This window comes from Xanthomonas sp. SHU 199, assembly GCF_000364665.1.
GTDB classification, from domain to species: Bacteria; Pseudomonadota; Gammaproteobacteria; order Xanthomonadales; family Xanthomonadaceae; genus Xanthomonas_A; species Xanthomonas_A sontii.
Genome location: NZ_AQOI01000068.1, coordinates 1 through 12688, shown reverse-complemented (window position 1 = coordinate 12688; position 12688 = coordinate 1). Strand labels below are relative to the sequence as shown.

General features: G+C 70.9%; 10 protein-coding genes and 1 pseudogene. 3 read left to right on the top strand and 8 right to left on the bottom strand.

Annotated features, from left to right (window positions below; translation table 11 throughout):
• Window positions 1-994: homoserine dehydrogenase (locus tag D183_RS0103565; protein WP_017907787.1), on the top strand; the 994-nt coding region annotated here is incomplete at its 5' end.
• A gap of 157 nt (window positions 995-1151) precedes the next feature.
• Here the strand turns inward: D183_RS0103565 and D183_RS0103560 are convergent.
• From D183_RS0103560 to D183_RS0103545, 5 genes and pseudogenes are all read right to left on the bottom strand, one after another.
• On the bottom strand, window positions 1152-2396 hold the full coding sequence (locus D183_RS0103560) for a glycoside hydrolase family 18 protein (protein WP_441365182.1): 1245 nt from the start codon (window positions 2394-2396) through the stop codon (window positions 1152-1154).
• Window positions 2397-2741: 345 nt separating this feature from the next.
• Window positions 2742-3203 (bottom strand): annotated as a pseudogene (locus tag D183_RS27910) (Ig-like domain-containing protein); the annotation flags it as partial.
• Window positions 3204-3647: 444 nt separating this feature from the next.
• Window positions 3648-4658: an alpha/beta fold hydrolase gene (locus tag D183_RS0103555; protein WP_017907785.1), complete on the bottom strand. Its 1011-nt coding sequence runs from the start codon at window positions 4656-4658 to the stop codon at window positions 3648-3650.
• Window positions 4659-4726: 68 nt separating this feature from the next.
• The gene (locus tag D183_RS0103550; protein ID WP_232757198.1) at window positions 4727-7732 is read right to left on the bottom strand and encodes a ligand-binding sensor domain-containing diguanylate cyclase; all 3006 of its coding nucleotides are present in this window, start codon (window positions 7730-7732) and stop codon (window positions 4727-4729) included.
• A gap of 195 nt (window positions 7733-7927) precedes the next feature.
• A complete protein-coding gene (locus D183_RS0103545) occupies window positions 7928-9310 on the bottom strand; it encodes an L-serine ammonia-lyase (protein WP_017907783.1) in 1383 nt (460 codons plus the stop codon).
• Between the two features lie 87 nt (window positions 9311-9397).
• Here D183_RS0103545 and D183_RS0103540 point away from each other — a divergent pair, with 87 nt between their 5' ends.
• A complete protein-coding gene (locus D183_RS0103540) occupies window positions 9398-9637 on the top strand; it encodes a glutaredoxin family protein (RefSeq protein WP_017907782.1) in 240 nt (79 codons plus the stop codon).
• A gap of 77 nt (window positions 9638-9714) precedes the next feature.
• Here the strand turns inward: D183_RS0103540 and D183_RS0103535 are convergent, their stop codons facing one another.
• From D183_RS0103535 to D183_RS0103525, 3 genes are read right to left on the bottom strand one after another with little or no spacing between them, the layout of a single operon-like run.
• Entirely contained in the window at window positions 9715-10284 is a 570-nt protein-coding gene (locus D183_RS0103535) for a YceI family protein (RefSeq protein ID WP_017907781.1), read from the bottom strand.
• A 12-nt stretch (window positions 10285-10296) separates the two neighbouring features.
• Window positions 10297-10863, bottom strand: a complete 567-nt coding sequence (locus D183_RS0103530; protein ID WP_017907780.1) for a cytochrome b — start codon at window positions 10861-10863, stop codon at window positions 10297-10299.
• Complete coding sequence (locus D183_RS0103525) at window positions 10860-11528, bottom strand: YceI family protein (RefSeq protein ID WP_026144158.1); 669 nt, start codon at window positions 11526-11528, stop codon at window positions 10860-10862. Before D183_RS0103525 ends, D183_RS0103530 begins: the two co-directional genes overlap by 4 nt.
• 231 nt (window positions 11529-11759) lie before the next feature.
• On the opposite strand from D183_RS0103525, the gene D183_RS23915 reads away from it, so the two are divergent.
• Window positions 11760-12688 (top strand): ligand-binding sensor domain-containing protein (locus D183_RS23915; RefSeq protein ID WP_304412341.1); only part of this gene is annotated, 929 nt, incomplete at its 3' end.

The window sequence follows — 12688 nt, the reverse complement described above, 5'->3', positions numbered from 1 at the left end:
CGTCGGCCGCGCCTTCGTCGCGCGCTACCAGGCGCTGCAGCAGCGCCGGCCCGGCCTGCCGACCTTCGCCTGGCTGGCCAATTCGCGCACCGTTGCCGATTGCGCGGTGACGCCGGCGCAGGCGCTGGCCGCGGCCAATGCTGCCGCGCGCACGGCGCAGGCGGTGACGTTGCCGGATGATCTGGGCCGTGGCGACATCGTGGTCGACGCCACCGCCAGCGAGGCGGTGGCGCAGCGCCATGCCGAGTGGCTGCGGCGCGGCGTGCACGTGGTCACCGCCAACAAGCTCGGCCAGGGCGCCGCGCTGGCGCGGGCCGAACAGATCCAGGCCGCCCGCCATGCCGCCAGCACCCACTACGGCGACAGCGCCACGGTCGGAGCCGGGCTGCCGTTGCTGAGCAGCCTGCGCGCGCTGGTCGCCGGCGGCGACCATATCCACGCGGTGGAAGGCGTGCTGTCCGGCTCTTTGGCCTGGCTGCTGCATCGCTACGACGGCCGCCGTGCCTTCTCCGCGTGCGTGCGCGAGGCCGCGGCCGCCGGCTACACCGAGCCCGATCCGCGCGAGGACCTGTCCGGCGAGGACGTGCGACGCAAGCTGCTGATCCTGGCCCGCGCCGCCGGCCTGCCGTTGCGCGCCGAGCAGGTGCAGGTGGAGTCGCTGGTGCCGGCTGCGCTGGCCACGGTGCCGCTGGCGCAACTGGATGCCGCACTCGAACAATTGGACGCGCCGCTGGCGGCGCGCCTGGCGCAGGCGCAGGCCGCCGGTGCCTGCCTGCGCTTCGTCGGTCGCTTCGATGCACATGGCGCCTCGGTGGGCCTGCGCGCGCTGCCGCTGACGCATCCGCTGGCCAGCGGCGCCGGCACCGACAACCGCGTCGCCATCCACAGCGACCGCTACCTGCAGCAGCCGCTGCTGATCCAGGGGCCGGGCGCGGGCGCCGATGTCACCGCGGCGGCCTTGCTCGACGACGTGCTGCGGATCGCGGTGCGCTGAGCGAAGCGAACGACGCCCGCCATCACGTGCGGGCATCGCGGTTCGGACTGGGTCGATCCCGACGGCAGTCGGCGTGTGGGCAACGCTGCCTGCACGCCGATGCCTGCGGGTCACGCGGCGCGGCCGTCGCGCGTTGCACGACGGCCGGCGCCGCAGCTTATTGCAGACCCTGGCCCATGGTCTTCAGCAACTCGCCCTGGTAGTCGCCGCTGAATTCCCAGAAGAACGCGCCGCCCAGGCCCTGGGTCTTGACGTAGTTCATCTTCTCGGTGACCAGCGCCGGGTTGTCGTAGCTCCAGAAGGTGCTGCCGTCGTACTTCCAGTGCGCATGCGCCTGCGCGTCGATATAGCTGGTGCCGGCGCGGCCGCGCAGCACCTTGTAGTCCTCGATGCCCGCCTCGTAGGTACCCGGTGCGGCGCTGCCGCTCTGGTACAGGCCGTGGTTGACATTGGGCACGTTGGTCCAGCCACGCCCGTAGAAGCCGATGCCGAGGTTGAGCTTGGCGGCAGGCACGCCACGGTCGAGGAAGGCCTGGATGGCGTCGTTGCTGTTGTAGTAGCGCTGGTCGCCGCTGGACGGATCGGCCGACGACTCGAACAGCGCGGAGTGGTGATTGGTCTGCGGATCCCAGGCGCCGTGGAAGTCGTAGGTCATCACGTTGAGGTAGTCCAGGTATTGCGCGTACAGGTTCGGGTCGGTGACGCGGATCTTGTCGATGCCGGCGCCGACCGCCACGGTCAGCAGCAGCCCCGGCCGCACCTGGTCGAGCTGGCGGCGGAACTCGGCCAGCAACGCGGTGAAGTTCTGCCGGTCCTCGGCGCTGCCGCAGGCGATGCCGCACGCCACCGGGTATTCCCAGTCGATGTCAATGCCGTCGAACACGCCGGCCGCGGCCGCTGCGCCGCCGGCGCCGTCGGTGACCGGCAGGTTGCCGCGGATGTAGGCGTCGATGCACGAGGCGACGAAGGCCTGGCGGTTCTCGGCGCGCGCGGCGCTGGAGAAGCCGCGCGACCAGGTCCAGCCGCCCAGCGAAATCAGCACCTTCAGCCCCGGGTGTGCGGCCTTGAGCTTCTTCAACTGGTTCCAGTTGCCGCGCAACGGTTGGTCCCAGGTATCGCCCACGCCGTCCACGCTTTGCGCGGCGGAGAACGCTTTGGTGTAGTCGGCGAAGGCATCGCCGCCGGCGCCGGTGCTGCTGTCGGAGGGTTGGGTGACGCCGACTTCGCAGCGGTTGTTGCGGACATTGCCGAAGGCGTAGTTGATGTGGGTCAGGTAGCCGGCGGCGCCGCTGGTCTGGATGTCACGCACCTGGTAGTTGCGGCCGTAGATGCCCCACTGGGTGAAGTAGCCGATCACGCGCTTGCTGCCGCCGGCGCTGGTGGGCAGGGTGCGCACGCTCAGCGTGGCGCTGCTGGCCGAGACATTGCCGGCGTTGTCGCGGGCACGGACCGCGTAGGTGTACGCAGTGTCGGCGATCAGCGCCGAGTCGGTGTAGCCGGTGGTGCTGGAGGTGCCCACGCGATTGCCGTCGCGGAGGATGTCGTAGCCGGCCAGGCCGCTGCCGCCGGCGTTGTCGGAGGCGGCATTCCAGATCAGGGTGATGGCGTTGCTGGCGCGCGTGGCGGCGGCCAGGCCGGTCGGCACGCTTGGGGCGGTCGTGTCGGTCGACGGTGCCGCGATGCTGATCGCGACCGCGGCCGAGGTGGTGCGCGCGCCCGCGTTGTCGGTGGCCACGGCGGTGAGGCTGTAGTCGCCGGCCGCTGCGCCGCTCCAGGACAGCGTGTACGGCGCGCCGCTGACGCTGCCCAGCGAGGTGCTGCCGCGGAAGAATTCGACCCGCGCCACGCTGCCGTCCGGATCGCTGGCCGACGCCTGCAAGGCGATGGTGGTGCCGACCACGAAGCGGGTGCCGCTCGTGGGCGCGGTCAGCGCCACGCTCGGTGGCTGGTTGCTCGAACTGCCGTCGCAGGTGCCCAGGTCCTGGTACCAGCCGCAACTGGTGCAGTAGGTCGGCGCGGTGTTCCAGATCGGACCGTTGGCGCGGTACAGGTGGCCGGCGTAGGTCAGGGTGTCGCCGGCGGCGTAGATGGTGGCCGGGTTCCAGGCGGCGACGCCGGTGCACGCGGCGGCCCAGGTCTGGCCGGGCGCGAGGCCGGCCAGGACGAGACAACAGAACAGCAACCACGATCCAGCGGATTTCGTGTTCATGGTGACGCCTCCGATGCGGTAGGTAGCGCGACTGAGGAGCGGCGGTGAGCCGCCATCTGGTTCCTTGAGTCCGATCACCCGGGGGCTTGGAGACGCGTGGCGCCGACGTCGTTTGACTCGCACGCGGACCGGGCACGCGCAGGGTCCGAATGAGAAGACAACGTTGTCAACCGACAAATCCGACGAATGCGAGACAGATCCAGGATTGCTGCGATGACAACGTTTTCATGATTGTTCGATGCTGCGGTGCAGTGCGGGTGTGTCGAGTGCACCGAGGCGTGCGTGGTGCAGGGCGGGAGGCACACCGCCGAGCGGATGCGTGCAGCGCGCGCTGCTTGTCGATGGTGCGGCGGTGGTGCCGCGACGACCCGAGAGATTCCGCGGCAAGACGCGTTCGCGCCGCCGTGCAGGGTCAGTGACCGGACCTGTCGCGGGTGCGCGCGCTCAGGGCGCCGTGCCCAGCGCCTCAAGCAAGGCCGTATTGAACCGTTGCGGCGCTTCCACCTGCGGCGAATGGCCGAGGTCGTCGAAGGCGACCAGGCGCGCGCCGGGAATCGCCGCAGCCGCGCGCTTGCCCAAGGCCGGGTAGTCGCCCAGGGTCGCCGCCAGCGCCGGTGGCGCCAGGTCCTTGCCGATCGCGGTCCGGTCGCGCTGGCCGATGAACAGGGTGGTCGGCACGCGCAGTTGCGGGAAGCGTTGCACCACCGGCTGGTTGAACACCATGTCCGAGGTCAGCGCCTGGTTCCAGGCCACGCGGTCGCCGCCGGGACCGGCGTACAGGCCGGCCTGCATGCTCACCCAGCGGTCGTACTCGGGCTTCCACTGTCCGCCGTAGTAGACGGTCTGCTGGTACTGCTTGATCGAAGCCGCGTCGGTCTTGCGCTCCTTGGCGTACCAGTCGTCGACGCTGCGCCACGGCACGCCGGCGGCCTTCCAGTCCTCCAGCCCGATCGGGTTCACCAGCAGCAGCTGGCTCACGTCCTGCGGGTACTGCAGCGCGTAGTGCGCGGCGAGCATGCCGCCCATCGAATGGCCGACGATCGCGGCGCGGGTCACGCCGGCCTGTTGCAGCAACGCATGGGTATTGGCCGCCAGTTGCGCGAAGCTGAACTGATAGGCCTGCGGCTTGCTCGACTTGCAGAAGCCGATCTGGTCCGGCGCCAGCACCCGATACCCCTGTGCCACCAGCGCGGCGATGGTCGATTCCCAGGTCGCCGCGCAGAAGTTCTTGCCGTGCAGCAGCACCACGGTGCGGCCGTTCGGCGTGCCGGTCGGGGCCACGTCCATGTACGCCATCTGCAGCGGTTGGCGTTGCGAATCGAACCGGTACCAGTGCACCGGATAGGGATAGGCGAAGCCTTCCAGTTGCGCGCCGTAGCGCGGCGGTGCGTCGGTGGCCGCGGCGGATGCGGGCGGCGACAGGGCGAGGGCGGCGAGCAGCAGGCAGTGGCGCATGGGAGCAGGGCGACAGGCGTGATGGACCACGACCTTAGCCCGGCCTGCGCTTGCCAGGCGTCAACGCATTACACGGGCGGCAGGCTGCCGCCGTTGTGCACCAGGGTCAGGCAGGCGTGGTGCTGCATCCGCGCGAGCGGTTCCTGCAGCGCTGCCAGCACCTGTTCGGCCTGCGCACCGAGCACCGGCCGGTACGCCGCCCAGCCGTTGCGGCCCTTGGCCTTGGCCTGGTACAGCGCACGGTCCGCCAGTACCAGCAATTGTTCCCAGCCGAGCAGGTTGTCGGGGTCGTGCACGAACGGGAATTCCGCCAGCCCGATCGAGCAGGTGACCCGGCCCTGGCGGCCGTGGTCGAGCACGAAGGGGTGCGCGGCGACCGAGCGGCACAGCCGTTCGGCGGCCATGGTGAGATTCTCGCGCGGCGCCGAACGCAGCACCAGCAGGAACTCCTCGCCGCCCCAGCGCACCACGTAGTCGCTTTCGCGGGTCAGCCGCACCAGCAACTGCGCCATCTGCTGCAGCACCGCGTCGCCGGTGTGGTGGCCGCCGCTGTCGTTGATCGACTTGAAGTGGTCGATGTCGATCAGCGCGAACAGCATGCCCGAGGACAGCATGTCCTCGTCGTTGGCGGCCATGCGCCGGTACAGCGCGATGTCGCTGGGGATGTGCAGCGACAGGTAGCGGCGGTTGCGCAACTGGGTCAGTTCGTCGGTGAAGCTGGCCTCCTGCAGGCGCTGGTTGGCCGCCTGCAGCGCCTGGGTGCGCTCGCGCACCTGGCGTTCGAGGATGTCGCGCTGGCGCCGGTTGTGCAGCCGCGCCAGGGCCACCGCGCACAGCAGCAGGGCGAACGCGCCCAGCGTCAGCAGCAGCCTGTAGAACGGCGTCTCCTGGAAGCGCAGCGCGATCCGCAGCGGCAGCCGCGCCGGCGCGGCCGCCCACACGCCGGCGTTGTTGCTGCCGGTGACTTCGAAGACGTAGTCGCCGCCGGGCAGGTTGGTGTAGCTGACCGCGCGCTGGCGGATGTCGTCGAGGGTGCGCCAGCCGCGGTCGTAGCCGAGCAGGCGGTAGCGCAGCTCGACGTTCTGCGGCGCCTGGAACGAGGCTGCGGTGAACTCGAAGTCGAGGTCGCGCGCGCCTTCCGGCAGCGGTGCGGGCAGCGCCTGCGGCGTCAGCCACTGGCCCAGCGCACGCACCCGCTCCACAACCGGCTGCGGCGCCACCGGATTCTTGACGATGCCGGCGGTGTCGAGCGCGACCACGCCGTCGCGGCTGGGCAGCCACAGCGCGCCGTGCTCGATGAAGCCCTTGCCGTTGCCGGCGCCGTTGCAGCACATGCCCTGCACGCCGCCATGGCGCTGCGCGCGCTCGGTGAGCATCAGTTCGGCGTTCAGCGGCGCCTGTGGCGACGCCGCATGGCGCAGCAGGTCGGCCAGGCGCACGCGGTAGACCCCGCGCAGGCCGGCCACCCAGATCGCGCCGCGGCCGTCGTCGGCGATGAAGAACGCGGCGTTCACCGGCAGCCCATCCTGTTCCCCGAACGCGTACCAGTGCGCGCCGTCGAACAGCCACAACTGCTCGTTGAGGGTGCCGACTAGCCATTGCCCGCCGGGCAGCTCGTGGATCGCGGTGACGTCGGCGCTGGCCAGCGCCGAGCCCGGCGGCGCCAGCGCGACCAAGCGCTCGCCGCGCAGTTCGTACAGGCCCGACTGCGCGCCGACCAGCAAACGCCCGTCGCGGGTCTCGTGGATCAGGCGGATGCGCGGATCGCGCAGGCCCTCGGCCGTGCCGTAGCGGCGCAGCCGCGTGCCGTCGGCGCGGAACAGGCCGTCGGTGCTGGCGAACCACAGCCGCTGCGCGCGATCGCGGACGATCCCGCTGATCTGCAGGTCGCGCAGCGGCGCCAGCCAGTCCGGCTGGCTGAGCCGGCCGTCGCGGTACAGGGCGGCGCCATGGCGGGTGCCGATCCACAGCTGGCCGGGTTCGGCCAGCAAGGTATAGGGCGCCTCGTTGTGCAACTGCGCCAGGCTCAGGCGCGGTTGGTAGCGGCCATCGCGCAGCTGCGACAGGCCGCTGTCGGTGCCGACCCACAGCGATCCGTCCGGATCGCGCGCCAGGGTCCACACCAGCGCGTCGTCCAGCCCTTCGTGCGTGCTGTAGCGCCGGGTCCAGCCGTTCCACAGCCGGGTGGCGCCGTTCCAGCTGCTGCCCAGCCACAGGTTGCGCTCGCGGTCCTCGAAGATGGCGTTGACGCCGACGTTCGGCTTGTTTTCCGGGTTGCGTTCGACGATGGCGCCATCGCGCACGCGCAGCAGCGCGCCGGGCTGTCCCACCCACAGGTTGCGGTCGCTGTCCTCGAACAGGGCCTGCACGGCGCGCCGGCTGGTCCCGGTCGGGTCGGGCAGCCATTGCCAGCGGCTGTCGCGGCGCAGCAGCAGTCCGTCGCGGGTGCCGGCCCAGAGCGTGCCTTGCGCCTCCAGCAGATGCTGCACCGGCGTCGCGCCGGCCTCCTGCGGCAGTGCCAGCGACTCCGGCGCGTCCTGGCCGGCGACGAAGCGCAGCACCGCGCCACGCGTGCCCACCCACAGCGCGTCGGCGCGCGGCAGCAGCGTGTAGGCGCCGCCGGCGATACGGTGGCGCAGCTGCAGGCGATCGCCTTGCACCGCGTAGACGCCATCCTGCGCCGCGACCAGCACGCTGCCGTGTGCGTCGGTCGCGATCGCTTCGATATTGAGCAACGGCGCCTGCGGATCCTGCGGCAGCAGCGTGGTGAAGCGTCCGTCGCGGTACCGCGACAGGCCGCGGTAGGTGCCGATCCACAGCGTGCCGGCGGCGTCCACGTGCAGCGCCTTGATCAGGTTGCCGGGCAGATGCGCCGGCGCGCCCTCGTTGAACGAGGTCATGCGCACGCCGTCGAAGCGGGTCAGCCCGCCCATCGTGCCGATCCACAGATAGCCCTGACGGTCTTGGGCGAACGCCTGCACGCTCAGCTGCGGCAGGCCCTGGTCCAGCCCCCAGCCTTCGCGCTCGTAGTGATGGAACTGCTTGTCCGGCTGCAGTGCCCACGCCTGCGGCACGCATGCGCTCCACGCTGTCGAGAGCATGGCCAGCTGTAGCGCCAGCAGGCGCCAGGAGGCGTGTGGAAACCGCAAGCGCATGCCCATGCCGGATCGGCCGACGTCTCTGTCGTTAGCGGCATCGCCGCGCGGATCTTGATGCGCGCGGCAGCGAGGACGCCGGTGATCACCTGGGCCAGCGTCCATCGGGCTGGCTCAGCACTCGATGACGTTCACCGCCAGCCCGCCGCGGCTGGTTTCCTTGTACTTGTCCTGCATGTCGCGGCCGGTGTCGCGCATGGTGCGGATCACCTTGTCCAGCGACACCTTGTGCTTGCCGTCGCCGCGCATCGCCATGCGGCTGGCGTTGATCGCCTTGACCGCGCCCATCGCGTTGCGCTCGATGCACGGGATCTGCACCAGGCCGCCGATCGGGTCGCAGGTCAGGCCGAGGTTGTGCTCCATGCCGATCTCGGCGGCGTTCTCGATCTGTCCCGGCTTGCCGCCGAGCGCGGCGACCAGGCCGCCGGCGGCCATCGAACAGGCCACGCCGACCTCGCCCTGGCAGCCGACCTCGGCGCCGGAAATGGAGGCGTTTTCCTTGTACAGGATGCCGATCGCCGCGGCGGTGAGCAGGAAGTCGAACACGCGCTGTTCGTCGGCGCCGGGGCAGAAGCGGTCGAAGTAGTGCAGCACCGCCGGGATGATCCCGGCCGCGCCGTTGGTGGGCGCGGTGACCACGCGACCGCCGGCGGCGTTCTCTTCGTTGACCGCCAGCGCGTACAGGTTGACCCAGTCCAGCGTGGTCAGCGGATCGCGCATCGCCGCTTCCGGCTTGGACGACAGTTCGCGGTACAGCGCCGGCGCGCGCCGCGACACGTGCAGGCTGCCGGGCAGGGTGCCTTCCTCGCGGATGCCGCGGGTCACGCAGGCCTGCATCGCGCCCCAGATCTCGCGCAGGCCGGCGCGGATCTCGTCCTCGCTGCGCCAGCACTTCTCGTTCTCGAACATCAGCGCGGCGATGCTCAGGCCGCTGCGCGCGGCCTGCGCCAGCAGCTCGTCGCCGCTCTTGAACGGGTAGGGCAGCGGCGTCTCGTCGGCGACGATGCGGTCGTCGGCGGCGTCGTCCTGGTTGACCACGAACCCGCCGCCGACCGAGTAGTAGTCGCGCGTGGCGATGACTTCGTCGTTGGCGGCGTAGGCGGTGAAGCGCATGCCGTTGGTGTGGTACGGCAGCTTCTGTCGCTTGTTCATCGCCAGGTCGCGCTTCTCGTCGAAGGCGATCTCGTGCCGGCCGAGCAGGTTGATGCGTTTGCTGCTGCGGATGCGCTCCAGCGCACCGGGGATGATGTCCGGATCGATCAGGTTCGGGCGCTGGCCTTCCAGGCCCAGCAGCACCGCCTTATCGGTGCCATGGCCGCGCCCGGTCAGGGCCAGCGAGCCGAACACTTCGGCGCGCAGGCGCACCACGTCCTGCAGGCGGCCCTGGTCGAACAGCCAGCGGTGCACGAAGCGCTCGGCGGCGCGCATCGGCCCCACGGTATGCGAGGAACTCGGCCCGATGCCGATCTTGAACAGGTCGAAGGTGCTGACAGCCATGCGCGTGCCGAGGGGGTGGGCGAAAGACCGTCTATTCTATGCTTCCGGCGCGCGGCCCAGGTCCGCAGCGCAGCATAGGACGCGAGCATGTCCCTGATCCTGTACCAGCGCGACGACTGCCATCTGTGCGACCAGGCCCTGCAGGTGCTGGCGCAGGCGCGCGTGGCCGAGCCGGACAGCGTGTTCATCGACGACGACGCGACGCTGGAGACGCGCTACGGCGTGCGCGTGCCGGTGCTGCGCGCCGCCGACGGGCGCGAACTGGACTGGCCGTTCGATGTTGCCGGCGTGCGCGCCTGGCTGGCGGCGTCGGCCGAATGCGCGTGAGTCGCGCATAAAAAAAGCGGCGGACCCGACGAGGAAATCCGCCGCTCAGCGGCCGCGCGCCCGCGGCCTGTGGCGAATCACTTCGCCTTGAACACCACCTTGGTGCTGATCGCGGTTTCGTTGGGAATGGTCTTGGTGTCGGCCCAGTCGCCGCCGCCCACGCCGAAGTCCAGACGCTTGACCGTGGCCTTGCCGGCCAGCACCGGCTGCGCGCCCGGGGTCCAGGTGAAGGTCAGGGTCACCGGCTTGGACACGCCGCGCAGTTCCAGGGTGCCGTCGGCGGCGAACTGGTTGTTGCCCAGCGCGCGGAACTTGTCGGCGCGGTAGTGCGCGGTGGCGAACTTGGCCACGTCGAAGAAATCCGCGCCCTGCAGGGTGGAGTCGCGGTCGGTGTTGCCGCTCTTGGCGCCGGCCAGCGGGATGGTGACGTCGAGCTTGGCGCCGGCCAGGTTGGCCGGGTCGAAGCTGAGCTTGGTGTCGAAGCCGGGGAACTGGCCGGTGAACACTTCGCCGTCGTACTTGCTGGCGAACACCAGGGTGGAGCCGGGGGCCTGCACATAGTCCGCGGCCTGCACCGCGGGGGCGGCGGCGAGCAGGGCCACCAGACTGGCGGCGACGGCGGCGGGGGACGCGAAACGGGTCGACATCGAAACAGCTCCTCAGGACTTGGGGGTGAGCCAGCCGCGCGGCAACATCCGCGCCAGGGTGGCATCGCGTTGGAACAGGTGGTGGTAGAAGGCGGCGCCGGCATGCGCCAGGACCACCGCGATCAGCAGCCAGAAGCCCCATTCGTGCACCGTATGCGAGAGGTCGCGCAGGTGCTCGTTCGGGGCGCTGAGCTTGGGCACCGCGACCAGGCCGAACCAGCGGAACGGGCGCAGGCCGCTGGCGGAGTCGTACAGCCAGCCGGACAGCGGGATGGCGAAGATCATCACGTACAGCAGTGCGTGGGTGGCGTCGGCGATGCGTTCCTGCCAACCGGGGGTGCCCGGCACCGGCTTCGGCGCGCCGGCGTACAGGCGCCAGCCCAGCCGCACGATCACCAGCGCCAGCACGGTCAGGCCCAGCGACTTGTGCGCGGTGTAGACCCAGAAATACTTGGGCGTCTTCGGCAGTTCGCCCATGGTCAGGCCGACCACGCCGAGCAGCAGGATCAGGGCGGCGATCAGCCAGTGCAGGGTCTGGCTGACGCTGCCCCAGCGGTCGGGCGTGTTGCGGGCGCTCATGGCGTGCCGTCCTGCGCCGCCGGCGCGGTGGAGGTGTCGGTGGGAGCGGCAGGCGGAGTGCCCGGCGCCGGATCCGGTTCGGCCTTGGCGCCGCCCTCGCGGGTGGCCTCGGCCTCGATGCGCAGTTCCACCGTGCCGCCGATCACCGACGGCCAGGAACTGATGCCGAAGTCGGCGCGCTGCAGCGTGGTGGTGGCGGAGAAGCCGGCGGTGCGACGGAACGGCGGCAGCGGATGACGCTTCACTGCGTTCAGGGTCACGTCCAGGGTCACCTCGCGGGTGACGCCGTGCAGCGTCAGCTGCCCGATCACCTTGGCGTGCTGCGCGTCGATCGGCTCGACGCGGGTGGAGACGAACTGCGCTTCCGGGTAGTGCTCGCCATCGAGCAGGTTGTGCGCCAGCGCGGCGCGGTTCCACTTCTCGTCGCCCAGGTCCAGCCGCTGCAACGGCACCCGCGCCTGCAGCCGTGCGCTGCGCCAGTCGTCCGGGTCGAACACCAGGGTGCCGGTGCTGCCGGACACGGTGCCCAGCGCCTTGGAGAATCCGGCGTGCTCGATCGCGAACAGCACCCGGGTATGCACCGGGTCCAGCGCGTACTGCGCCGGCGCGGCCAGGGCGGCGCCCGGCAAGGCCAGCAGGAGGGCCACGAGAGAGGGTCTGAACATGGAGCGGGGCCGCGCTGGGAGGTCGCCGGATTCTAGTCACAGTCCGGGCCGGCTGCGTACCTGCGGCGCGTAACGGTTCGTTGCGCGCGGTGGCAGGTGTGATTTTTCCGCGGCCGCGGGGTATAAGAACGCTGCCGCGGCGAGCGGCACACGGAGCGGGCGCGCCGCGCGTCCGGCCCCGGCAGTGCGCCGGTGTTCATCCGCCGACGTCCTTTGCCGGAGCCGATGTCCATGCCCATCCCGCATCCCCCACGCCGGTGGCGCTGCTGGGGGCTGGCCTGCCTGTTGGCGCTGGCCGCCGTGTGCGCCGACGCCAGTGCCGCGGTGCCGGAACTGCCGCGCTTCCGGGTGTTCTCCGGCGAGCAGGGGCTGCCGTCCAGCGATATCTCCGGGTTGCAGCTGGACCGCGACGGCTATCTGTGGATCGCCAGCGGCGACGGCCTGGCCCGCTACGACGGGCGCGAGTTCCGGGTCTGGCGCCACGATCCGGCCGATCCCGCCTCGTTGCGCTGCAACTACGTGCAGGACCTGCACATCGACGCGCGCGACCGCATCTGGGTGGCCTGCGAGGGCGGCGGCCTGAGCATGCTCGGCGCGGACCGGCGCGGCTTCCGCCACTTCAACATGGCCACGCAGCCGGCGATGCGCAGCGACGACGTGTTCGCCATCGCCAGCCGCGGCGACGCGGTGTACTTCGGCACCTACCGCGGCGGCCTGTACCGGCTGGGCGGCGACGGCCGCGTGCAGCGCATCCGCGCCGGCGATCCGGCGGTGGACGCGCTGCTCGACAGCGCCGTGCTGACCCTGGCCTTCGACGATGCCGGGGTGCTGTGGGTGGGCACCTTCAAGGGCCTGGTGCGCTACGACGGCCGCCACGCCAGCGCCTACCGCATCGACGACGGCATGCCGCAGGAGGAGCAGGTGATCATGTCGATCACCCGGCTCAGCGATGGCCTGTGGTTCAGCGGCAACACCGGCCTGTTCCGGCGCGACCGCGCCGGGCGCTGGTTGCGTGCGGACTGGATCGGCGCGCTGCATCGCGCGGCCAACGCGATCGCCGAGGACGGCGCCGGCGGCTACTGGCTCGGCAACGGCGAAGGCCTGTGGCACAAGCCGGCCGACGGGCCGGCGCGGCGGGTGGACACCGGCGGCGCGGCGGT